Raw genomic sequence first — 22,668 nt, 5'->3', positions numbered from 1 at the left:
TGTCAAAGTTGCCAGCACAACAATATATTTCGAAAAGCTTATATACTATTAATGATGATGATTTGTAAGTGATGGTTATGATGAGTAGCGTGATGAGTGACGTTATGAAGAAGTTTGCCGAAGAACTTGGAAAGATTGCCGAGGGCAAAAGCAACGGAAAGGAGCCAGAAGAACAGCTTGCAGAGCTCCTCGAGTACATGGGCATACTCGAAAAAAGTGAGGAAGGTTACAGGCTTACAGAAGTCGGAGTTAAGTTCCTTAAACTTACAGAAGCATAATTTTTATTTTAGACAGACAAGGAGTAAAACGTTATTAAGCACTTCTGAGAAATCATACTGTGGGGAGCGGCGGTGGGCGGCTGACCCGAAAGGGAGGAAAGTCCCCCCACCGCTAAAAGGCGGATCCCTGCAAGGGGATACCCCGAGAGGGGTGGCAACGGCACAGAAACGACACCGGCTGGAGGAAATGCGAGGAGGCCGAAAGGCTGAGGTCACTCCAGCCGGATGAAACGCGCCGACCCCGCCGGTGCAAGGGCGTAAGCCCGCTAAGACTAATGCCGCCTGAAACAAAAGGGGGCTTACTACCGCCACTCCCCTTTCCAAGCTTTTATTTGCTTTTTATTGGAAACCTCTCAAGCTCGTTAATTTAGCAATTAATCCCGAATATTTTAATACAACCCCTCCCAACTCCGGCCATGGACAGAAGCAGGATCATCGAGGTTCTCAGCCAGTACGACAAGGAAAGACTCACCATCGCAACTCTCGGCAGCCACTCAGCCCTCAACATCCTTAGAGGGGCAAAGGATGAGGGGTTCAGGACGATCTGCCTCTGCAGAGAAAGGGAGAGGATAATTTACGAGTCTTTCGGCGTTGCTGACGAGATAATCGAGCTTGGGGATTACTCCGATTTGCTTGATAAAAGCATGCAGGACGAACTCATTGAGAAGAATGCCATTATCATCCCACACGGCACATTCAACGCATACATCGGCAGGCTCGACGAGCTGAGAGTTCCCGTTTTTGGAAACAGAGTGCTCATGCTGTGGGAGGTGGACAGAGAAAAGCAGAGGAAGTGGCTGCTCGACGCTGGTTTAACCCTCCCCAGAACCTTCGAAAGACCAGAGGATATAGACAGGCTTGTAATCGTCAAGTACCCCGGAGCGAAGGGCGGAATGGGCTACTTCCTCGCATCAAGTCCCGAAGAGTTCTACGAGAAGGCGAAACAGATGGTCGAAAAGGGTCTCATCGATGCAGGAGATGTCGAGAATGCACACATTCAGGAGTACATCGTCGGGGCGAACGTTTACTTCTCATTCTTCTACTCCCCCGTCTTTGGCAGAGTGGAGCTGATAGCCGTCGACAGGCGTTACGAGTCGAGTGCAGACGGGCTTGGCAGGATTCCTGCAGAGCAGCAGCTCAAGGCAGAGATTACGCCCACGTACACAGTAATAGGGAACTTTCCCGTCGTGCTGAGGGAGAGCCTTCTTGCTCAGGCCATAAAAGCTGCGAGGAGCGTCGTTGAGGTGTCAAAGCAGATAGCATATCCGGGAATGGTCGGCCCCTTCTGCCTCGAAGCAGTTTTCGACGAGAACGCCCGCATGGTTGTTTTCGAGATATCTGCGAGGATAGTTGCGGGGAGCAACGTCGGCATACCTGCCTCACCGTACTCCTACGTGCTGTTCGGAGAACCAATGTACATGGGCAGGAGGATTGCAAGAGAAATCAGGCTTGCAGCCGAGAAGAACATGCTCGAAGAGGTAATCTACTAACCTTGCTGGCTACACCCACCTGCAGAGTCTTCTTTCAATCACCTCGAGAGCCATGTACAGGCTGAAGCCGAGGAGGGCCATGGCAACTATGCCCGCATAAAGGGATACGTAGTCAGCCCTGCTCCACGCTGTCATTATCAGGTAGCCCAAACCAGTTGTGGTGGCGAAGGATTCGGCAAAGAACAGCACTGCTATTGCCGTTCCAACGCTTATGCGTAAAGCCGTAAGAATCTTTGGCAAGCACGCGGGAAAAACCACGTGTCTGTAGATGTCCTTCTTGTCCGCACCCAGCGATAGAAGGGAGTAGACGTAATACTCGTCGATATTCCTTGCAGCATCTCTCGTCGTTACGAGTATCTGGAAGAAGACTATCATTCCTATCAGGATAACCTTTGAAACATCGCCGATACCAAAGAGGAGAATTATGAGTGGAAGCAGAACAATGTGGGGGATCGGGTAGAGGAGGTACAGGAAAGGAGCAATGAATCTGTCGATTTTCCTCTCGTGACACAGCAGCCCGATTGGAATCGCAAGAGACAAAGCGAGGAGTATGGAGTATATCGCTCTGCAAGCGCTTATGGCCATGTGGATAGCCAAACCTTCTCCAAGCTGCGCTATAAACGCTGCAAAAACCGTCGAAGGATACGGAAGAGCGGGCGATTTTACAAAGTAGGCGAGAACGTGCCAGATGATAAAAAGAACTGCTCCTGCTACTACGTAGCCCCAACGCTTCTCCTCACTTCCCGGCATTTCTCGAAAAACTCCCCCCTGTTTCTGAATTCTACGCTTCCGGCCATGGGGTTTTCTATTACCTTCACCACCCTCCCCGGTCTGTGCGAAAGGACAACTATCCGCTTCCCGAGAAAGACCGCCTCCTCTATGCTGTGGGTAACGAGGAGCATGGTCATTCTTTCCTTCATCCACAGCTCAAGCAAAAAGTTCTGCAGTTTTTCCCTCGAAAGCGCGTCGAGAGACGAAAAGGGCTCGTCCATGAGCATTATCCTCGGTTTTATGGCAAGAGCCCTTGCAAACGCAACCCTCTGCTGCATCCCTCCAGAGAGCTGCTTCGGATAGTGATTCTCGAAGCCCTCGAGTCCAAGCTCCCTGAGTATTGGTTTTACAGCCTTTCTTGCATCCCTCGCCTTCACCCCCCTGATTTCAAGGCCCAGGGCAGCGTTCTCAATTACCGTTTTCCATGGGAAGAGTCCGTAGTTCTGGAGTATCAGGGCAGCATTTTTCGGCGGAGCAACGACCTCCTTTCCCTCTATGAGGGCTATACCCTCCGTTGGCCTCAGAAGTCCTGAAAAAATGAAGAGAAGTGTTGTTTTCCCGCATCCCGAAGGCCCGATGATGGCGCAGCTTTCCCCCTCTTCGACGCTGAAGCTAACGCCTTCGATAGCCCTCGTCCCATCGGGATAGACCATTCCGAGCTTTCTTGCTTCGATTACTGGAGCCATACCACTGCTTCTTCGTAGGGTATCTCCTTGCTCAGCAGCCCCTTCTCCACAGCCCACTCGTGCACCTCTTCGTAGAACTCCTTCGGATACTGCTGCGGATGCGGATAGTGAGGCATCTTGTAGTTTTCGGCTATGTCCTTCGGTATTCTTGCTTTCTCTATGAACTCTTCTCTATAGCTCTCAGGGTTTGCGTTTATTTTCTCCGCAGCTTCTCCGTAGGCCTTGAGGAATGCATTAACCGCATCGGGCTTCGAATCGACGAGTTCTCCTCTGAACACTATGACTGTCTGGCTTATGCTCCTGTCCATCATGGCATCGCTTAAAACGAGCTTCGCCCCTCTGAAGGCTGCGAGGCTTGCGAGCGGCTCTGGAAGTGTGGCAGCATCGACCTGTCCGGCGAGGAGTGTCTGCATTCTGACAGGAATCTGCTTTATCTCAACCTTCTCGACGTTTTCAACTCCGTAGCTCTTCAGCATGATGTCCGTAACGTACTCGATTATTGTGTTGCTCGATATCGCAATCTTCCTGCCTTCGAGGTCTTTCACGCTGTTTATGCTGGAGTTGGGGGCTGCAAGGATTGCAAAGACTCCTTCCTCAGGCGTAGCCCCAAGGCACAGCGAGACTATGCGGACATCGTAGCCTGCGTTGCGGAGCAGAATGACAGCAAGGGGGTCAGCAATGCATGCGTCGATTTCTCCTGCCTGCAGAGCAGCATCTCTTTCAAGAGCGCTCTGGAATGGAACGATTTCAACTTCTACACCGTACTTCTCGAACAGTCCTCCCTCTTTCGCAACTGTTACGGGAAAAGTGTCCTCGATTGGCAGCAGTCCAATCCTTATCTTTACTTTTTCAGTAGCTTTTTCACTCGTAACACTTTCAGGCTTCTCTGTCTGACAGCCAGCAAACAGCACGGCGATGGCCAGCAGCGCAATAATCAATTTCCAGCGCATGGAGAATGCTCGCCTGCATGACTATAATATTTGCGCAAAGATTTTGGTAGAATCTCTGGTCAAAACTACTGGCACCTAAAGCCCCATTAAAAGCGCCCTGCCAAACTTTGCGGAAAGCCTTGGGTTTGTGAGCAGGCGGATGAACCTGGGTATTACCTTCAGGAGAGATGACGGCGAGTCCATGTGCAGCTCTGCAGCAAGCTCTTCGGCCCCCTTTCCAATTTTTACGAGGTTTACGTAGTCGTCGTCAGTCAGCAGGCTGTAAAGCCTGGCTATCCTCTCACCCATCTTGTACTCGTAACCCATCTTCTTCATGTATATGCGTCGGTAGGCGTCGAGGTCTGGAAATGTCTCGCCGAGTGTCTGGGCTGCAATGTAGTGATAGTAAATCCCGCCGCCTGTGTAGGGCTTAACCATGCCAGCCGCATCTCCTATAAGTGCGACGTTGCCCCTTGCAAAGTTTATGGGCTTGACGGGAATTGCTCCGGTGTTAAGCTCGATAACTCCCCCCTTCACCCTTTTAGAGACGGACGGATGTTTTTCGAGCAGGTTCATGAGGTATTGCTGGGGATTCTCTGATGCTACAACGCCAATACGGGCGGTATCGCCCAGAGGCACTGCATACCCGAAAAAGCAGTCTGAATAGTCCTTTCCAAAGTAAAGCTCCACCATGTGTTCGTCCATTGCTTCGAACCTGCACTCCACCTGCATGGCCAGCAGCGTTCGGGGGCGAGGAAAACCGAAGACCTTAGCTACAGTCGATGCCACACCATCTGCCCCGATTATTGCGTCGTACTGCAGAAGTTCTTCGCCATTCATCCCTCTAACGAGGGCCTTCTTCCCGTTACAGTTCATGAACCTCGTCTTGATCCGTACGTCGATGCGATCCATTTCCGCAGCCTTTCTTAGGAGTTCGCTGTCGAAGATCTTCCGTTCCACAACAACGGCTTTGCTTCTCCCCTTCAGCTCCACGTAGCTCCCGTCGGGAGCGAGAACAAACGCACCCTCGATCCTGTTCAGGAGGCATCTATCAGAAACGTAATTTCTCAGTTCGGAGTAGCACGTATCGCTGATGAGGCCAGCACACTGAACGGGGAAGCCCGCTGAAGGGTGCTCCTCCACAATGGTCACGTCTGCCTTCTCAGCGAGATGCAAGGCTGCGAGGCTTCCAGCTGGCCCTCCACCTACAACGAGTACTCGCATCTGCTTGACGTTGGAGCACGGGTATATAAAACTTTATAACGTGATTCTAAAAATTCGAAATCGGAATATACTTTTAAAGCACGACAAAGGCAATCACCGTTCTCAAGCCCCCGACATCAGCCACCTCCAGAGAGGTACGACTTTGATTTCCTTGCTGTTTTCTCTGAGTACATCATCCAGATTCCATGTTATTATCAGCAGATTATCACATCTCAGCTTTTTGCTTGCCTTAACCAGTCCTTTCACCTCCCTCTCATAGTTTTCTCCATTAAGTTCGTATGTCACTTGAATGAGCTGCTTTGTCTGGTTCCCTTCCCTAACAACAAAATCAACCTCACAGTCTTCAGACATGTAATAGTAAAACTCCAGAAGTTTGTTTTCGTAGTGCTTTTTTCTCAACAACTCTATGAAAACTATATTTTCCATCTTCCTCCCCGTATCCAAGCCCTTGAAGAACAGGTTGGAAAAACAGGTATCCACGATGTAAACTTTCCTTGGACTTACCATTTTTTCTTTTTCGGAATAGCTAAATTTGTAAAGAGGAAAGATCAAAAAGGCATCTTGCATGTATTTCAAATAACTCATAACCGTTTTCGTGTCGAGCTTTACTCCAAGTGCCCCAAGGCTTCTCCTTAAAGCATTGTAGGTCATCCTGTTGGCGTAATTAGATATGACATAATAGAAAACCTCCTCAAACAATTTCACATTCCTTACACGGAATCTCTCAATAATGTCCCTGTAAAAAATGGTCTCCAGAATGGATATTATTTTCTCTCTGGATCTCGTTGTCCAGACTTCAGGGAACCCACCGAACTTGACGTAATCTTCCATGAGCCTTAGAGCTTTTCCTTTTTCTCTAAAAGTTTTCAACTCGAAGTCTGCTATTTCAGAGAAGGACAGGGGCAAAAGGAGTTTTGAAGTGTACCTCCCTCTGAGTCTTGAAGGTATCTCCGAGGACATCAGGACTGAAGAGGAGCCAGAAACGAAGATTGTAAAATCCTTAACGTCATGAAGCCACCTCAGATTAAAATCCCAATCCTTCCATTCCTGTATTTCGTCCAGAAACAGGTACACTTTCCCTTCGGGATACTCTTTCCTGACAAGGGTTGCGAAGTCCCTCACTGGAATGTTCTTTAATCCCGGTTCATCAAAGCTAACGTAGATTACATTTTTTTCCATGTTCAATAACTCATCTGCTTTTTTCAGCATTAAAAAGGTCTTTCCAACTCTCCTGGGGCCCATCAGTGCATAGATGTCCGGGCTCACCATTAACTGGACATTTCTCTTAATTTCATCTACAAACTTCAGCGAGTCTATGTATTCGAATGTAATCTCCTTTAGCATATGGAGTGATATTCCATAAGATTTTTAAAATTTATGGAGTTCTACTCCAAACTCTACATTGAACAACTTGCAGCTTGGAGGGATATCCGTGCTTGGCAGAGTTAACACCGGAGGTGTATTCCCTCGCCGATTTTCACGACCTCGCCATTGAACTATTATTTAAGGTAGTCAACAACCTTGCCGTGAGGGAGCTTAAACATCTGGTTGACGAAGTCTGGCAGACCCAACATTCGAACCTGCCAATCAGGAAAACCTTATCTCCATCAAAAACCAACTTCAGGAGATGAAGCTGGGATACATACAGGTTGAGGTTACTTCGAGATGTGGCATGAACTGCCTGATGTGCCCAACACGGCTCGAAGAGTGGGAAGGCAGTGATATGGACTTCAATCTTTTCAAGAGAGTCAGCGAGAGCTTCTCAAACGCTAAACTCATCCATCTGCAGGGCTGGGGAGAACCTATCCTGCATCCAGACTTTGAAAAGATGGTCAGAATTGCTGCGAAGCACGCAGCGGTAAGCTTCACAACGAACGGTTACCTTATCGACAGGCTTTCAGATGAAACCCTTGAATTGTGCGATTTCGTCGTGATTTCCATTGCAGGGGCAAGCGAGGAAACGCACAGAAAGATAAGAAAGTGTAGCTTAAAACCATTAATCGAGAATGCCAAGAGAGTGAACAGGCTGACGAACCTCAAGCTGTCATATATGCTCACAAAAACGAATATACATGAGCTGGCAAACGCTGTTGAGCTTGCCGCAAATCTCAACGCCGACTTCTTTGCAACAAACCTTGATTATGTTTTCGATAAGATGAGCGATGAGCTCAGAGTTTTCTCCACACCAGGAATGGAAAAATTTGTTGAAAAAGCAAGGGAAAGGGCAAAGGAGTTTGGTGTAAAAACGAACTTTCCACCACTCGAACCCGGAGAAGTGCTTGTGTGTGCGGAAAACCCTGTTGAGAACGTTGTTATCTCATCCGATGGTCTCGTCTTCCCCTGTGTATACCTTGCACTCCACCTGAATCCGATTCCAAGGCTTTTCAACGGAAAGATGTATTACATCGAACGCAGGAGTTTTGGAGATCTGAATACAGAAAGGCTGGATGACGTATTGGATAAAGAATCCTACAGAACATTAAGGGAGACGTTCAGGAAGAGGCTCTGGGGTCTTGAACAGATAGCCATATGGCCTGGAACACAACCAAGAATTCCTCAACTCCCTGAAACCTGCAGAACCTGCTACAAGGCTTACGATCTCTGATTTTTTCCTGCCAGCACTCGCAACAGATAAATTGTCCCCTGCACTACAGCAGGTATGCTCAGAATTGCTGTGACTGGCAGGCCGGGAATCGGAAAGACCACATTCTGCCTTCGCGTTTATGAGAAGCTCAAAGACACCCTCGACATCACTGGCTTCATAACAGTGGAGGTCAGAGAAAGGGGTAAAAGAGTTGGCTTCAGACTGAGAGACCTGAGGACTGGCGAGGAAGCGTGGCTCGCAAGAGTTGGCCTTCCCGGGCCTGCCGTTGGTAAGTACGGCGTTGACGTTGCTGCAGTCGAATCCTTCGCTTCGAAGCTCAAATGCGATTGCGAGCTCGTTATTCTGGACGAAGTTGGGCCAATGGAGCTCAAGAGCGGTGCGTTCATCAAAGCCGTCGAAGAGCTGATAAACGCTCCAGTTTGCTGCCTTTTCTCTATACACCTCAAGGCGAGGCACAGGCTGCTCGAGCGCATAAGAAGGGAATTTAAAGTGATAACTCTCGATGAGAGCAACAGAGATGCGCTGGTTGATGACGTTGCCGGGAGGCTGATAGATGCTTGTAAGGGAAGGTAAGGCAGAGGTTTTCGTGGAAAACGGCGTTTTCTACAACCCCCGCATGAAGTTTTGCAGAGATGCGGATATGGTCGTTTTTTCCTGCATGGATAGCCACGAGTACCTCGACGCTCTGGCGGCTACGGGCATAAGGGGGATAAGGGCATGTCTCGAAGCGGACTTTAGGGCAATTTTTAACGACAGAAACCCGAACGCCGTCAGGCTCCTAAGGAAAAACCTCGAACACAACGGGCTCGAGTGTGAGGTCCTGAGAAGGGACGCTGCCGCACTGATGAGGGAGAGAGGCTTCGAGCACATAGACCTCGACCCCTTCGGCTCTCCAGCAGAGTTCATAGACTCTGCCTGCTCCTCCGTAAAGCGATACCTGAGTGTTACAGCAACCGACACTGCTGCTCTGTGCGGCTCCGCAACTGTTTCAGGGCTTCGCAAGTACTCGAGTTACGCGGAAAAGACAGAGTTCTACCCTGAGCTTGGACTGAGAGTTTTAGCTGGAAAAATTGCGAGAGAGGCTACAAAGTACGACAAAGCGATGGAAGTCCTCATTTCGTGGGCAAGGGAGCACTATTATCGCATCCACGTCTTCTTCAGGCGCTCTCCTCGGAGAGCTGGAAAGGTTTACGAGAAGCTTGGCTACCTGTTCTACTGCACAAAGTGCCTCAGGAGAGAGTGGAGGCCAATGGATGGAAGCGTAGTTGAGAAATGTGTGTGCGGTAACAAATATACAATGATGGGGCCGCTGTGGCTTGGAGAGCTACACAACGAGGAGTTTGTATCAAAAGCTGTTGAAAAAGCCGTGGAGATAAGCAGTGATGAGGTGAGAAACCTTTTCACGAGGATTGCAGAGGAGATAGATGTACCATTCTACTATGAACTCCACATCCTTGCAAAACTCGCAGGAAAATCGCCTCCACCCCTGCAAAATGTCATCGAGGGGTTGAAAGATAGAGGCTTCAAAGCTTCGAGGACGAGGTGTTCCGGAACCGGGTTCAAAACCGATGCGGACATTGAGGACATCATGTCCATACTGGAAAAATTGTAATACTACTGCCGAACTTCAGGCTGAATCCATCATGAGCTTCAGCTCTCTCAGCTTTCGCTCGCAGAATTCGAATATTTCTATACCTTCTTCCTTCGTAAGGCTTCCATCAGCAAGATACGAGCCTATACTCGGATACACGATGTAGTCGAGTTCCCATCTCACCCTCTCGTAATCGACGTTGTCTCTCGCAAAGCTCTCAAAAAGCTCCTCGACAGCCCTGAGGATTTCTCTTTTCACGTCTTCCATGTTCTCCTGCCAACGCGGATGAAGTTAAAGCTATCGAAAAAAGCATAAACATTCAGCACCCAGAGATATACATGCTATTCAAAGAGTTCGCTGAATTCTGCTCAGTGATAGAAAAAATTTCATCAACTCTCGAACTTGCCGCGAGAATTGCTGCCTTTATAAAGGGCATTGAGGACGATAACGACCTGTACAACGTCGTTCTCTTTCTCATGGGCAAGGTTTACCCGCCGTGGGATGAGAGAGAACTTGGCGTTGGTGTTGGGCTCATCTACGAGGCGTTACGTGTGGCAACGGGGACGAACAGAAGCAAGATTGAAGAACTGATAAAAGAGACAGGCGATCTCGGAATCGCTGCAGAAAAGCTTCTCCAGACGAAAACGCAGCTTACACTCTTCGAAGAGGAGCTTACCGTAGCGAAGGTTAGGGAAGTGTTCGACACCATGAGCTCTCTGACCGGAGAGGGTAGCCAGAAGAGGAAAATCAGGTTGCTTGCAGATCTCTACTTCTCCGCAACACCGATTGAGGCGAGGTATCTGACGAGGCTCATATTGAGCGAAATGAGGCTCGGAGTTGGTGAGGGTATTGTTAGGGATGCGATAGCGAGGGCGTGGGGAATCGAGGAAGCGCTGGTGGAAAGGGCTTACATGATAACCAACGACTTTGGGAAGGTTGCCGTCGTTGCGAAGAATGAAGGGAAGGAAGGTCTCGAGAAGATGAAAATAGAACTGCACGTGCCTGTGAGAATGATGCTCGCCCAGGTTGCTGAGAGCATAGACCAGGCAATAAGAGAGATGAGTAGAGTTGCTGTAGAATGGAAGTTTGACGGCACGAGGGTTCAGGTTCACTGGGGGAATGGAAAGGTAACGATATACTCGAGGAGACTGGAGAACGTAACGAGGGCGCTGCCGGAGATAGTGGAGGAGATAAAGAGTAACGTGAAAGAGGGCGTTATACTCGACGGCGAGGTTGTTGCCATGAAGGAGGGCAGACCAATGCCCTTCCAGCACATTCTGCGACGTTTCAGGCGGAAATACGAGGTCAGCAAAATGATGGAGAAAATCCCCATTCACGCGCAGTTCTTTGACATCCTCTACTGCGACGGCAAGGAAGTGATAGACCTGCCCCTTGAGGAGCGCAGAAAGCTTCTCGAGTCTGTCGTAAGAAGTTCAGACAGAATATGGGTTGCGAAGCAGGTTGTTACGAGCGACGCTGCCGTCATAGAGCAGGTTTACAACGAAGCCTTAAACGCTGGCCATGAGGGAGCGATGCTGAAAAATCCCAAGTCGCCGTATATACCGGGGAAGAGGGGCAAGCACTGGCTGAAGCTAAAGCCAGTGATGGAAACCCTCGACCTCGTTGTTATTGGTGGAGAGTGGGGAGAGGGCAAGAGGAGCCACGTGATAAGCTCTTACGAGATTGCGTGTCTCGACCCCACAACGGGAAAACTCTTACCCGTTGGAAAGGTTGCAACCGGATTCACGGACGAGGAACTCGAGGAGTTCACCGAACTTTTCAGACCCTTGATAGAGTACGAGGAAGGGAAGAAGATTGTTCTCCAGCCAAAGTACGTGTTTGAGGTAGCGTATCAGGAGATACAGAAGAGCCCGAAGTACGAAAGTGGATATGCGCTTCGCTTTCCACGTTTTGTGAGGCTGAGGGAAGACAAGGACGTTGGCGAGGCTGACACGATAGACAGGGTAGCGAGGCTCTACGAAAGCCAGTTTAAAGGTAAAAAGACCTGACTTAAATTATACACTCTTTTGATTTCATTCCAATTACTTAATTAACTAAGGAAAAAACAAAAAATATTTAATAATTAATCTGCTAAAAATAATATGGAACTTGCAGAACTTGTTCCGAAACTTGAAAACAGAAGGGTACGAATAGCCTACGATTCGCCCTACGCCGCTATAAACCTCCTCTTCTACCACATCCTCCCAAACTTCCCACCCGAAAGAGTTCACTTCGTAATCTACTCGGACGTTGTCTGCAGAAGGCTCAGGGAGACCTACGAGTCCATTAGAAGGGAGTCACCAGAGGTTGCGGAAACTCTTGAGGGTGTTAAGCTCGTTAAGATAGGAGAGAAGAAGTGCTTCCCTTTTGGAAGTGAGTGTGTGAAGAACGACGGTATTTCTATTCCTGAGAGCAAGTTCTTCGGCGAAGAATTTCTCAGGATCGCCAGGAGGGCCAGAGACGACGACGTATTCGTTTTCGTTGGCTTCTACATAATTCCCGCTATATACGGTATAGATGCCGTCAGGCACATCTACAGGTTTTTCAGCTGCCTTCCAGAGAAGATTACCGTATTCTCCCTATACTCAGAGGATTCCCTCGACAACTTAACGAACAAGCTGATGGAAAAGCTGTACGATGTTGTTATCCGAATCAACAAGGAGAGTCACTCTTTTGGTGAGGACGTTTACTTGCTCGGAATAGAACAGAGTATAGTGAGAGAGATACGGCCGGGATTTGCAAGGTTCAGGATTGGAAAGAACGGAAGACTTGAATCCATATAGATTATACTGCCTTGCCAGCAGATTCCTCTTGCTTTTTTCTGTCTGACAAGCCCCGGCCTCAAATTTCTCACTAATCAATAAAATAAAAATATCATTTAAGAACGTACCAAAGTCCCAATTCTTTCAAGTCTGAGCTCGGGAATGACTCGAACCCGCATGTATCCAATAGGGATTTTGGGTGTGAAACTCTGCACTATTCCCACAAGGAATGTATCTTCTCCGAAAGCTACGAATTCTTCTTCAGTGCTGATCTTTATCACAATGTCATACAGCTCCTGAAAGAGCACGTGATGGGACGTTGGGTATATCTCAGAGGGAACCATTGAGACCATTGTTAGATCGTCTTCCAGAACATCAAAAAGTTTGAGAATTCTCTCGACGCCCTTAGACCCATAAACAGCTGAGACAAGATGTAGGCCGTAAATCACGAGAAGGACGTTTCCATCAAAATTCGACAATTTTGTGGTCAGTTCGTCCATTATAGTATCCAGATCGGTTAACTGAATGTAATCTCCGAGCTTGCCAAAAGGTATTTTTTCATTTGATCCAACTTTTATAATCCTTGCATTGTCGAGAGCATCTTTTATTTTCTGCTTTTCAGGATCCATTTTCTCAAAAAATGCCTGATATTCTACTTCGAGTTTTCTCGCTAAACCTTCTGAATACAGGAGAAAAACTATTTCCTTTTCTTTTCTGATGAAATGTGGCAGGTAATGGTGGAACAAAAATGCGAGCGCAGGAATGTGGACACTGTAAATAATGCGCACTCTCTTTCCATTACAAAATTCGATAAGCCCGTCTATATCCATCTCGACTTCTGGCATATATTTAATAAACTTGCATCTTATATAAGCGTTTGGCATGATTTAATATATATTTTAATAGTAATTCACCATAATGTTGTAGCAACGTGAACATTCCTGCAGAAGTTATTCCAGTACTGGGGCCTACTCTCTTCCCCTTTTATACGCTCAACGCAAAGCACCGTGTTTGGACCTGATTTAGTTTAGCTCTACAATACGGCGCTACTGAATCGCCCGTACCCATTTAAATTTCCATAATCGTTATAGAAACTGGCGAGTATCTCTATCTCAAATAACTTGATCATTGTTGCAATTGTGCAATCGGTAAAACTCACCTTTGATTCTCTGAATATCTTCCAAGCCTATTGAATGCTTCATCATTAACTTTTAGCACCTCTATGTCCGAGTCCAGTAAAAATTCCCCAACTTCAACAGCTTCTCCAAACTCGTTCTGAGCATAACTACAGTAACTATTTCCAAGTTCTCCCTCATCTAACCTCTTCATCAGATTAACTGCTCGCTTATGACTGATATCGCTCAGACATTTAACTCGGGAGCTTTTTGACGCCTTTCTCCCGAGATTCCCTTTATGGGCAAGCGACTCTCTGTTAAACGCCTAACTTCTTCAGTTTTCGACTTCTGGTGTGGTCAGAGATGATGACGTTAGCGGGTTTCGAGCGGCTCTTGCCTGTTGTAGACTGGTGATGTGCCCGCATCTTCATGAGATCTTGCTAGTACGACTGAACGGCAGGAAAAGCTTAAGAAATATCATGGCATATTTCGAGACGTGAAGAAAGAGCTGAAGGAGCTTCTTCGAGAGCTCAGGGAAGACTTCAGAGAGTTTGCTACAGATTGTCTCGGTGTACTGCTTTACGGCTCCTACGCGAGGGGTGAGGAAACAAAGAGGAGTGATGTTGACGTTTGCCTCGTTATGCCATCAAAGCAGGCAATAAGCAGAGTTTTTGGCAAACTGGGTGGGAAGTATGACATCAAGGTCTTCGAGGAGCTCCCACTTTACATCCGTGTGGATATTGTGAGAAATCACGTTAAGGTATACTCAAAAGATGAACTCGACCTGTACCTCTACAGGCAGATGAAGATATGGAAGGACATGGAGCACAGAATAAAGGAGAACTCATTTGAAAGCATAGAAGAAAAACTCAGACTCAGGAGGAGATGGCTCAATGAGAAGAAAAAGATACTCGGAAAAACTTGAGTGGGTAGAAAAGGAAACTATCTTCATGTCTGAACTGGCTGAACACGCAATGGAGGACGAGGTCAGCAGAAGGGCTGTTCTCTACTCACTGCAGACTGCCATCGAAGCTGTCATGGACATCGTTGCCATGCTTGTTAAGGATGTGGGTCTGGAAGTTGAGGACGATTACACAAACATATCCAAGCTTGTAGACGAGAGAATTATAAACGAGGAGGAAGGAGATACGCTAAGAAGATTTAACGGTCTGAGGAATGCTATAGCTCACCACTACAACCATCTGGATCTCAGCAGGGTTGAAGAGGCGCTTGATTTTGTTGACGAACTGTACAGGATTGCCGTAAAGCTCGTGAAAACGGCTGAAAGTTTTGTGGAATAACATGAAATATTATTGGTCCTGGAATATTTGTCAAACTTCGTCTTCTTCATTCTCTACATCAAATGCATCAATTCCAAGGTTTTTGGCAATCTCGGCAAGCTGCTTATCAGCAGTTAAGAAAACTTCAGAAATTACGGTTGATAAAATGATCTGAATCGCACTTCGTAGATGTGGTATCTCGGAATTATGTCCAGTGAGTTGGCTATTATGTCGGAATGGAACTTTAACATGGAGATATATAATGAAAAAACAATCAAGGCTTTATAACTCTAATTTTTGTAGGTTTAACAGGTGCTGTCAAGAATAGCAATAAAAAATAAATAGTAGAAATACAATATATGCTCCCCACACTTAGGCAATTGGTAGATTACGTCAAGGCTACAAAAGTCTTTCGGAGGAACAAGAAAAATGTGGAATTAAAGATATTAGCAGCTCTATTATACTTCTTCGGTCTCTCTTTAAGAAGGACAAGCGATTTTCTATCTCTTTTCGAGGAAATAAGCCGCGAATCTGTTAGAATTTACTACCATAGGCTTAAAACAGCTCTAAAACCTCCAAGAAAGAAGAAAAGAAGACTTATTGCAATAGATGAAACAAAAATTAAACTTGAGAAGAAGCTAATCTTCGTATGGGCTGCTATAGACGTTGATACTAAAGAATGCTTAGCCATATGGGCTTCAGAAGGAAGAGGAAGCTTTGAAGCTTACGTTTTCTTAAGAGAGATGCTTAAACACTGTGAAAACAAGCCAGAGATCGTTGTAGATAGGGGGTTCTGGTATCTGTGGGCTTTGAAGAGGTTGGGATTGAAATACAGACATGAGACGTTTGGTAATAGAAATGCTGTTGAAGGGTTCTTTTCGAGATTTAAAGATAGGACGTTAAGATTCTGGAACAGATTTCCGTTTAGAAGCTCTTTTAATTCTGTTCAGAGCTGGGTAGAGAGCTTTATGGCTTTCTATAACTACTGGAGGTGTTTATCTTGACATGTCCGGTTTAACAACAATTAGACCTTCTTTTTCCTGTATAACTTCTACAGATCTTTCTAATAAGCATACTATTTCATCTGGTATTGACCTGTGTGGTCTTAGAACTATTATAGTCCCTTTTTGGAATTTGAGGAATAGATATCCAAAATCCAGATCAAGTGTTATCACTGCGAAGCCATTTTCAATAGCGTATCTATAGATGGTTTCATCATCTGCCCCCTTCAGACCAATTTCAAACAGCTTAACCGCCTCAAGTCCTTTCTTCTGAAACCATTTTTTTACGCTATAAGGAACATTATCATCAAGCAGGAACTTCATGCAGCTCCTCTCTGCTCAAAAGGTAAGATGCATATCTCACTGCTTCCCTGACATCTGCCTCCTCAAGCTCGGGGTACTCTCCGAGAATGTCTTCAATACTCATCCCTTCCGCGAGCATTTCAAGAATCAAGTGGATGGGGATTCTTGTTCCTTTAATTACAGGTTTACCACCCAGTTTTTTTGTGTCAATCTCAATTCTCTCAAACATGCTATAATGTCATTCCGATGCTTAATATATGTTTGCCTGAAGTTGGAGTTTATCAAACACTTACAGATTCCTCGTTTCCAACCTGCTGCAAACTTCGAAAATAGTATTGGTGCTGGGTATGTTTATGGCAAAATTTCTTAGTAGATTGTTCTCAGAAAATAACATCCAACCCAGCTTGCCAGTTAATTATCTGTTCTGATTATTTTTTATCTGTACTTTCAAATACTACAAATCCCTCTTCCTCAACTACAAACAACTTGCCCCCGATGTCCTTAACTTCCTCCAAAAGCAGAGATAAAGCCTTTACAATTTTGTCTGGCTTAGGCGGGTGTATACAAAATACAACAATACCGAAAAATTCATGTGGTGGGTACAAAACAGAATTAGCAAAGTCAGAATCTCTCGTGAGCAATATTGCTCTCTTTTCTTTTGCCAATGATACAACTTCCCGATCCTTTATACCCTTCGGAACGTATTCTGCTGAAAATCCTCTGTGCTCAAGAAAATTTTTTACAGATTTAGGAATATTTTCATCTAACAGGAACTTTAAATCTAACATGGCGTTCTCCCTTAATGAGTTTAGCTGCATACTCTAAAGCTTCTCTAATCATTTCTTCGTTTAACCCCGGATATTCCTCAAGAATTTCTCTAACGCTGACTCCAGAAGCAAGTAATTCAAGAATGTCACTGACCAGAATTCTCGTTCCTTTAAATACAGGTTTTCCGTGGCAGACTTCGGGATGTGCTGTTATCCATTTCATATTAAAAAATAGTGGAGAGGGCTTAAATAGATTGGGGTAACCACACGTTGGAACCTTTTTTAGCAGGCCGATGTAAAAGCCTGTAGTTAGATGTAGACATGCGTTATAAACGCGTTAGGATGTCTGCAAACTCACCACTCAGCCAGCCTTGCAAAACTTTCTTTTCCCTGAATCCCAGTCGAATAAGGATTGCTATGAGAAGTACGTTAGCATAAACGAACCTTGCAACAGATTTCCTCGTAAACTTGTGTATTCTGTCCATAAAGAGCCCACATTTCCCCAATTTAAAGACGTTTCTATTATTGGTAGATAATTTTCTTCATTATCACTCATTTTAAACATTTATTTATATTAAATGTACTTGATTTTCTCCAATTTCTTATTCAAACTATCTTATGAATTTGTGAATTCTCTACAATTAGTAACTTGCCAGCCCATTTTAAGTTTCATTTATTTTCATGACTTATTTCATATCATCGTTTATATTTTTAAACTTAAATTTAAACAAAATCAAGGGTAATCACTTTTCCATTCTCAACGTCCTCATCAGTAATCGATACCGTCTTCGTAACGCTGCCCGCCGTTATCACGTACTCCGACACCTTCACCGGATACTTTGTGTTCTGGGCATAGGGTACGATGAATTCATATACTCCGTTCTCAACCTTCGCCTTCTGCTCGTACACGAAGGTTCTGTTCTGGTTAGTCGTTACGGTTGCCTTTATGGTTACCTCGTCCACTCCTGCCGGAGCCTTCCCCGTTATTTTAGCTCCCTTAACGTACTCGAATATCTTGACGTAACCCGTTGGTGTGACATTGACCTTCGGCAAACCGATACTGTTTGCGTAAACACTGTTGTATATATTTCTGTACATCATCTCGTCGAATCCCATGGGGCTTCGTATGCTGACGAAACCGCTCTCGTAAACCATGCGGTAGTGCTGCAGGCCGTTGCCATCAAAGATGTGGAAACGAGCTTCCATGGTGCGGTAGTAGTTCTCGCTGGGCACGTTGAGCACCCTGATGATCTGCGCCCCTGTGGGAACGGCAAAGCGGTTAAATGCAATTCCCAAGCCCTGTGGAGTCTGATAGACGTAGCCCACACCCGCATAGTACATCTGCCCAGCCCTGTCAAGAGAGCCTTCAGCCCAAACGGCCATTGCGTAGAACTTGCCGGTAGCCATCTCCACATCCGTTATCACGTATTTGACGCCCAGCCTGTCAGCTATGGCATTTGCGTAGCTCTCGTTGAATGCTGTGAAGAATGGTGCTGCTCCTGGCTGATTGGCATACTTGTTACCTATCCCCTGCTGGAACGGGTTCGCATTTGGTATGCGGTGAGCAATAGCAGTAATCCAGTGCCCGTAGTCCCACCAGCTCATGACTCCGTAGGTACCTTCTGGATAAGGATAGGGTTCTCCGGGCTTACCGGGCTCGTAGAGTTCATAGTAGTACTCGTCGTAGAAGTCTTTGCCGGGAGTGTTCTCCCGCATCCAGGTTAACGCGTCATACCACTCCTTGTTGATACCTCCGCCTGCGTACTTGCTCTGCATGTTCGCCTGGGCGAAGGTTGGATAAACGAGCACCAGCGCAGAAAATAGCAGCAGCGCAACAACTGCCAGCACGGACGCCTGGTTCTTCGCCCTCTTCAGAACATCTACAAGTTTGTCCAGATCGGGCCACTCGCGCGTTGCGTAACCGCCAAGATTCAGGAACGCGTCTGCCAGAGCCGGAACGAGAAGGAGCAGCGCGAAGAGGAAGTACTCTGGATTCGCACGCAGGATCAAGAACGCAGCGAACCAGAGAACTGATAGCGCATATACACGGGTGAACTTCTTTTCGACCGCATAGTTTGCGTAGAGTCTGAGGAAGTATTCGAGCATCACAGCAGCAAAGACTGCAGAAACTGCACCGAAGTAGTAGGCGAATCTGTTCTGTCCTGTTAAAGCGATAAGCATTGCAACTCCCCAGACGAGAACAAGGAGGTAAAGGCTCTTTCTTTCCTTAACGAGTCTGTAGGCAGTGTAGACCATGCCTGGGATTGCAAAGAAGAACGTCATGGCGAAGTTGCTCCATGCTGGAGCCAGACTGAACTCGCCACCCATTGTGAAGAAGGGCTGGACTTCTGCTATGGTTAGAGCGCCACCTTTTGGCTGCACGACACCTATAATTCTCGTCAGTAGATTTAAAAAGTCAGGCGAAACTGCGGTTATTGCCCCAACCACCACCGCTGCTGAAACAGCAATGGTTGCAGGAAAAGCATAATCCTCCTTAATTCCGAGCCTTGAATAGTAGCCCCTCTTTTCAAGGATCTCAATGCCATGGAAGATTGCCAGAACGAGAGCTGAGCCAAGCAAGATTATTAGCTGGAATGGAGAATAATATACAGTATTTAACCCGTGGTAAACGAACGAGAATGGTAGATAGATGATGGAAGCGACGAGGAACGTGATTATGCCGATGTAAACGAGGTTTTCGGTTTCTGCTTTGAGGTATTTCTTAACAATGAATACAAAAAATGCATAAACAAGGAGCATCAGTGCAACTATAAAGCCTGGGGCCCACGTGTCAAGATAAAGACCGAGAGCGATGCCCGTCAGAACTGGCGCGAGCAGCTTCGATTTATCGCTCAGGTTCTCCTTTGCGCTCCTACCACTCCACAGGTTTATCGAATACGCAAACAGAGCAAGCGTTGAAGTCATCCAGAATACTTCCCATATGTGGTGGTCGTTGAAGCCCAGCACGCTCCTTGCCATAAGCTGACCAGGGATTATTACGACGAGCAGGGAGGCTATTACTCCGGCTTTTTTGCCAGAGATCTCTCTGGTTAACAGATATACAGGAAAAGCGAGCAGAGTTCCACCGATTGCAGGAATAAACGCTATCACTGACCTGATGGATGCCGCGTCGCCTGCTCCAGCTACGAACGAAACCAGAGTGCCCAGATACACGAGGAAGGGGCCAAAGTGAAGGTATGTGCCGTATGGATAATACGTAAACGCATCGAACCAGATTCTTGAGGGAAAATTGTGTATACAGCTATCAATCAGCCTGAAGTAGTACCAGGGATCGTTACCACTCAACCTTGCTCCTTCAATCCAGGAAACGAAAACAGAATTCCAAGGATTTATAATCCTGAGATACAGACTTACTATGGCAGCAACACCGAGGAACAGCCAATGCCAGTTTTTCTCCAGAACATTTTTGCCTGTCATCGCAGAAATGGCGAGAAGGGTGGATTTAAATTTTTTCATTACCAATTGTAGTAGTCTTAGGCTTCTTTTGTCAGAACCGGGCGCTAATTGATTCCAGTAATTGTATCCATTTTTTCGCTACATTACTCCATCTGAGATTTTCGGGTGGCGGGTAGTTTTTGTACTTTCCAGCATAAACTCTTTCTATTGTCCTTGCAATACTTTCAGCGCTCTTTGGTTCGATGAAGTGCGTTCCCGCATAACCTGAAAGCGCTTCTTTCAGCCCCCCCACCTTCGTAGCTATTATTGGCAGGCCAAAAGACATAGCAATGTGCGCAACTCCACTCTGCGAAGCCCTTGTATATGGCAGGATAACCAAGTCACTTGCAGAAAAGTAAAGTGAAACTTCACTATCTGGCACATAACGGTTGACGATGGTTATTTTATCCCTGTATAAGGACTCTTCAGCTATCTTTACTGATTCTCTATCTTCCCAAGTCTCTCCAACAATAAGAAGTCTCGATTTTTTTATCATGTCTTCAGGCAGCATTTCAAAGGCTTTTAGGAGGTATTTCACTCCCTTGTATGGGCGGAGTAGACCAAAGAACAGAATAACGAACTCCTCATTAATTCCAAGCCTCTTTTTGGCGTTATCAACTTTCTCGTAGTGGTCGTATATGCCGTGAGGAATTACCGAGATTTTTTCTTTCGGAATTTTGTAAATCCTGCTTATCTGCTCTCTGTCTTCTTCGGAGTGGACCACGTAGTGAGAGGCAAGTTTTCTTATCAATTTCCCCATAATCCGTGAGTAAATCCTGATTGGCAGTATGGAACCTTCAAGAGGGTCTACTACCTCATGAAACTCCATGACTACTGGCTTTTTACCCGAAAGCTTGTTTAGAAGCTCTATTGCAAGATACATGTGTGCAACGCTCGACGTCCACCACTGGAATACTATCGCATCAGTTTGCTTCGCTATGCTGTAAGCCTTAACCCACGTGAAAGGATTGTACCAGTCGAGGATTTCGTAAACGTTTACCTTCCCACTAAATTCAAGTTTCGTCAGGTCTTCGCCGACCCTTCTCCACCCAGGAAAAAGCCTTTTGGGCAGCATGTTGCGAAATAAAACAGCCTTAACGTCAACAAATTCTGCCAGAGCATTGGAAAGGCGGATTGTATAGTAACTAATTCCAGAGAGAAAGCGTCTTGATGGGCCAAATATTGCAATGGTTCTGGGTTTCATTTGTTGGTGATTTTAGTTTTGTGTATTTAGCTTTTGAGTTACGTTTTAATAACAGCTTGGCAAAACTATAATAGAATGAAAATAGCCCAAGTATGTCCTCGCTTCCTACCGCATATAGGCGGGGTCGAGACGCACGTTTACGAGATATCAAAAAGACTGGTTGAAGAATTCGATGTGGAGGTTCTAACAACAGATCCAACAGGAAAATTAGCAAAAATAGAGGAAATAGGAGGATTTACTGTTAGGAGGTTCAAGTCCCTTGCCCCTTCTGATTCTTACTACCTCTCCCCCAGCCTGCACTGGTATCTGAAAAGAACATCCGGAGAATACAATATCATTCATGCTCATAGCTACCATGCTTTTCCCGCACTACATGCTGCAATGACAAAGAAAGAGAACAAACTTATATTTACTCCACATTACCATGGCAAAGGACATAGCCTTATTAGAAACCTACTACACAAGCCCTACAAGCCCCTTGGTAGCAAAATATTCGATAAAGCTGACGCAATCATATGCGTATCTGAATACGAAAAAAACCTTGTCCTGAAGAATTTTAATGTTGATGGAAGTATTGTTCATTTAATCCCAAATGGTGTTAATCTCGACGAATTCAAGGACATCGAGAAGATTAAGAAGTCCAAAGATTCCAGTAAGAAAGTTATACTCTACGTGGGCAGACTGGAGAAGTACAAAGGCCTAGACTACGTGGTTGAAGCTTTAGCTAGACTTGATAGTGAGTTTATTTTGGAAATAGTCGGAAAGGGGCCCTATAAACAAAATATAGTGAGACTCGCAAACAGACTTGGAGTGCTTAACCGTATCCGGTTCTACCAGAATCTAAGCAGACGAGAGTTAATTGAAAAATATGCAAAAGCAGATGTTCTCGTCCTGCTTTCGAAGCATGAAGCTTATGGGCTTGCAGTTGCAGAAGCTCTGGCAGCGAAAACCCCATGTATAGTCGCCAACGAAGCGGCTTTGACAGAGTGGATCGATGACAGAAATGTTTTTGGTGTAGACCATCCCGTTAATGTCTGTCATTTAGTCAGACTCATAGAAGACGTTGTGAGCAGGGAAGTAAGCAAAGTTGACAAACTAAAAAGCTGGGATGAGGTTGCCAAAGAAGTAAGAAGAGTCTATTTGAAACTAAGTTTGACTTAACTGAACAATCAAAGTAAACTATTCCTTCAGCCTTCACGTGAAGGG

General features: G+C 46.1%; 27 protein-coding genes and 1 other RNA gene. 13 read left to right on the top strand and 15 right to left on the bottom strand.

The window, feature by feature from the left end; genetic code table 11:
- The first annotated feature begins 68 nt into the window (after positions 1-68).
- The 3 genes from ARCVE_RS02915 to ARCVE_RS02910 all read left to right on the top strand — a co-directional run bounded on the left by ARCVE_RS02915 (position 69) and on the right by ARCVE_RS02910 (position 1,768).
- Positions 69-278: a hypothetical protein gene (locus tag ARCVE_RS02915; RefSeq protein ID WP_156786002.1), complete on the top strand. Its 210-nt coding sequence runs from the start codon at positions 69-71 to the stop codon at positions 276-278.
- 64 nt (positions 279-342) lie between these two features.
- Positions 343-592, top strand: an RNA gene (gene rnpB, locus ARCVE_RS10950) — RNase P RNA component.
- A 102-nt stretch (positions 593-694) separates the two neighbouring features.
- Positions 695-1,768 (top strand): formate--phosphoribosylaminoimidazolecarboxamide ligase, encoded by a 1,074-nt coding sequence (locus ARCVE_RS02910; RefSeq protein ID WP_013683285.1) that lies wholly within the window; start codon positions 695-697, stop codon positions 1,766-1,768.
- 9 nt (positions 1,769-1,777) lie between these two features.
- Here ARCVE_RS02910 and ARCVE_RS02905 read toward each other — a convergent pair whose 3' ends face one another.
- The 5 genes from ARCVE_RS02905 to ARCVE_RS02885 form a co-directional block, all read right to left on the bottom strand.
- Positions 1,778-2,518, bottom strand: a complete 741-nt coding sequence (locus ARCVE_RS02905; RefSeq protein ID WP_013683284.1) for an ABC transporter permease — start codon at positions 2,516-2,518, stop codon at positions 1,778-1,780.
- A complete protein-coding gene (locus ARCVE_RS02900) occupies positions 2,482-3,225 on the bottom strand; it encodes an ABC transporter ATP-binding protein (RefSeq protein WP_013683283.1) in 744 nt (247 codons plus the stop codon). Before ARCVE_RS02900 ends, ARCVE_RS02905 begins: the two co-directional genes overlap by 37 nt.
- Complete coding sequence (locus tag ARCVE_RS02895; protein WP_013683282.1) at positions 3,213-4,175, bottom strand: MetQ/NlpA family ABC transporter substrate-binding protein; 963 nt, start codon at positions 4,173-4,175, stop codon at positions 3,213-3,215. Before ARCVE_RS02895 ends, ARCVE_RS02900 begins: the two co-directional genes overlap by 13 nt.
- A gap of 75 nt (positions 4,176-4,250) precedes the next feature.
- The gene (locus tag ARCVE_RS02890; RefSeq protein WP_013683281.1) at positions 4,251-5,378 is read right to left on the bottom strand and encodes a geranylgeranyl reductase family protein; all 1,128 of its coding nucleotides are present in this window, start codon (positions 5,376-5,378) and stop codon (positions 4,251-4,253) included.
- A 102-nt stretch (positions 5,379-5,480) separates the two neighbouring features.
- The gene (locus tag ARCVE_RS02885; RefSeq protein ID WP_013683280.1) at positions 5,481-6,722 is read right to left on the bottom strand and encodes an ATP-binding protein; all 1,242 of its coding nucleotides are present in this window, start codon (positions 6,720-6,722) and stop codon (positions 5,481-5,483) included.
- Between the two features lie 92 nt (positions 6,723-6,814).
- On the opposite strand from ARCVE_RS02885, the gene ARCVE_RS11245 reads away from it, so the two are divergent.
- From ARCVE_RS11245 to ARCVE_RS02870, 4 genes are read left to right on the top strand one after another with little or no spacing between them, the layout of a single operon-like run.
- Complete coding sequence (locus tag ARCVE_RS11245; protein ID WP_156786001.1) at positions 6,815-7,009, top strand: hypothetical protein; 195 nt, start codon at positions 6,815-6,817, stop codon at positions 7,007-7,009.
- Complete coding sequence (locus ARCVE_RS02880; protein WP_013683279.1) at positions 7,006-7,983, top strand: radical SAM protein; 978 nt, start codon at positions 7,006-7,008, stop codon at positions 7,981-7,983. Before ARCVE_RS11245 ends, ARCVE_RS02880 begins: the two co-directional genes overlap by 4 nt.
- A gap of 54 nt (positions 7,984-8,037) precedes the next feature.
- On the top strand, positions 8,038-8,556 hold the full coding sequence (locus tag ARCVE_RS02875) for an NTPase (RefSeq protein ID WP_013683278.1): 519 nt from the start codon (positions 8,038-8,040) through the stop codon (positions 8,554-8,556).
- A complete protein-coding gene (locus ARCVE_RS02870; protein ID WP_013683277.1) occupies positions 8,537-9,595 on the top strand; it encodes a tRNA (guanine(10)-N(2))-dimethyltransferase in 1,059 nt (352 codons plus the stop codon). Before ARCVE_RS02875 ends, ARCVE_RS02870 begins: the two co-directional genes overlap by 20 nt.
- A gap of 15 nt (positions 9,596-9,610) precedes the next feature.
- Here ARCVE_RS02870 and ARCVE_RS02865 read toward each other — a convergent pair whose 3' ends face one another.
- The gene (locus ARCVE_RS02865) at positions 9,611-9,841 is read right to left on the bottom strand and encodes a hypothetical protein (RefSeq protein ID WP_013683276.1); all 231 of its coding nucleotides are present in this window, start codon (positions 9,839-9,841) and stop codon (positions 9,611-9,613) included.
- A gap of 71 nt (positions 9,842-9,912) precedes the next feature.
- Here ARCVE_RS02865 and ARCVE_RS02860 point away from each other — a divergent pair, with 71 nt between their 5' ends.
- Together ARCVE_RS02860 and ARCVE_RS02855 are read left to right on the top strand one after the other, a co-directional pair.
- Positions 9,913-11,583, top strand: coding sequence for an ATP-dependent DNA ligase (locus ARCVE_RS02860; protein WP_013683275.1), 1,671 nt, complete (start codon positions 9,913-9,915; stop codon positions 11,581-11,583).
- A 93-nt stretch (positions 11,584-11,676) separates the two neighbouring features.
- On the top strand, positions 11,677-12,357 hold the full coding sequence (locus ARCVE_RS02855) for a hypothetical protein (RefSeq protein WP_013683274.1): 681 nt from the start codon (positions 11,677-11,679) through the stop codon (positions 12,355-12,357).
- Between the two features lie 95 nt (positions 12,358-12,452).
- Here ARCVE_RS02855 and ARCVE_RS02850 read toward each other — a convergent pair whose 3' ends face one another.
- Complete coding sequence (locus tag ARCVE_RS02850) at positions 12,453-13,181, bottom strand: hypothetical protein (RefSeq protein ID WP_048085526.1); 729 nt, start codon at positions 13,179-13,181, stop codon at positions 12,453-12,455.
- Positions 13,182-13,491: 310 nt separating this feature from the next.
- Entirely contained in the window at positions 13,492-13,665 is a 174-nt protein-coding gene (locus ARCVE_RS11240) for a hypothetical protein (RefSeq protein WP_156786000.1), read from the bottom strand.
- A gap of 282 nt (positions 13,666-13,947) precedes the next feature.
- Here ARCVE_RS11240 and ARCVE_RS02845 point away from each other — a divergent pair, with 282 nt between their 5' ends.
- The 3 genes from ARCVE_RS02845 to ARCVE_RS02835 all read left to right on the top strand — a co-directional run bounded on the left by ARCVE_RS02845 (position 13,948) and on the right by ARCVE_RS02835 (position 15,735).
- Positions 13,948-14,376: a nucleotidyltransferase domain-containing protein gene (locus tag ARCVE_RS02845; RefSeq protein ID WP_013683272.1), complete on the top strand. Its 429-nt coding sequence runs from the start codon at positions 13,948-13,950 to the stop codon at positions 14,374-14,376.
- Positions 14,345-14,752: a type VII toxin-antitoxin system HepT family RNase toxin gene (gene hepT, locus ARCVE_RS02840; RefSeq protein ID WP_013683271.1), complete on the top strand. Its 408-nt coding sequence runs from the start codon at positions 14,345-14,347 to the stop codon at positions 14,750-14,752. The genes ARCVE_RS02845 and hepT overlap by 32 nt, the downstream gene beginning before the upstream one ends.
- A gap of 338 nt (positions 14,753-15,090) precedes the next feature.
- Complete coding sequence (locus ARCVE_RS02835; RefSeq protein WP_013683270.1) at positions 15,091-15,735, top strand: IS6 family transposase; 645 nt, start codon at positions 15,091-15,093, stop codon at positions 15,733-15,735.
- Here ARCVE_RS02835 and ARCVE_RS02830 read toward each other — a convergent pair.
- The 7 genes from ARCVE_RS02830 to ARCVE_RS02805 all read right to left on the bottom strand — a co-directional run bounded on the left by ARCVE_RS02830 (position 15,727) and on the right by ARCVE_RS02805 (position 21,462).
- Positions 15,727-16,056, bottom strand: coding sequence for a DUF5615 family PIN-like protein (locus ARCVE_RS02830; RefSeq protein WP_013683269.1), 330 nt, complete (start codon positions 16,054-16,056; stop codon positions 15,727-15,729). The genes ARCVE_RS02835 and ARCVE_RS02830 overlap by 9 nt on opposite strands.
- Positions 16,040-16,264, bottom strand: a complete 225-nt coding sequence (locus tag ARCVE_RS02825) for a DUF433 domain-containing protein (protein WP_013683268.1) — start codon at positions 16,262-16,264, stop codon at positions 16,040-16,042. The genes ARCVE_RS02830 and ARCVE_RS02825 overlap by 17 nt, the downstream gene beginning before the upstream one ends.
- 199 nt (positions 16,265-16,463) lie before the next feature.
- Entirely contained in the window at positions 16,464-16,823 is a 360-nt protein-coding gene (locus tag ARCVE_RS02820) for a DUF5615 family PIN-like protein (RefSeq protein ID WP_013683267.1), read from the bottom strand.
- Positions 16,795-17,025: a DUF433 domain-containing protein gene (locus ARCVE_RS02815; RefSeq protein WP_013683266.1), complete on the bottom strand. Its 231-nt coding sequence runs from the start codon at positions 17,023-17,025 to the stop codon at positions 16,795-16,797. The genes ARCVE_RS02820 and ARCVE_RS02815 overlap by 29 nt, the downstream gene beginning before the upstream one ends.
- A gap of 103 nt (positions 17,026-17,128) precedes the next feature.
- Entirely contained in the window at positions 17,129-17,287 is a 159-nt protein-coding gene (locus tag ARCVE_RS11235) for a hypothetical protein (protein WP_156785999.1), read from the bottom strand.
- Positions 17,288-17,525: 238 nt separating this feature from the next.
- On the bottom strand, positions 17,526-20,240 hold the full coding sequence (locus tag ARCVE_RS02810) for an oligosaccharyl transferase, archaeosortase A system-associated (RefSeq protein ID WP_013683265.1): 2,715 nt from the start codon (positions 20,238-20,240) through the stop codon (positions 17,526-17,528).
- Positions 20,241-20,310: 70 nt separating this feature from the next.
- Positions 20,311-21,462, bottom strand: a complete 1,152-nt coding sequence (locus tag ARCVE_RS02805; protein ID WP_013683264.1) for a glycosyltransferase — start codon at positions 21,460-21,462, stop codon at positions 20,311-20,313.
- Positions 21,463-21,537: 75 nt separating this feature from the next.
- On the opposite strand from ARCVE_RS02805, the gene ARCVE_RS02800 reads away from it, so the two are divergent.
- Positions 21,538-22,623 (top strand): glycosyltransferase family 4 protein, encoded by a 1,086-nt coding sequence (locus tag ARCVE_RS02800; protein ID WP_013683263.1) that lies wholly within the window; start codon positions 21,538-21,540, stop codon positions 22,621-22,623.
- Positions 22,624-22,668 lie beyond the last annotated feature (45 nt).

The sequence above is a fragment of the Archaeoglobus veneficus SNP6 genome (assembly GCF_000194625.1).
GTDB lineage: Archaea > Halobacteriota > Archaeoglobi > Archaeoglobales > Archaeoglobaceae > Archaeoglobus_C > Archaeoglobus_C veneficus.
Note: the sequence above shows the minus strand (reverse complement) of the source record. Positions and strands in the feature narration are given on the sequence as shown.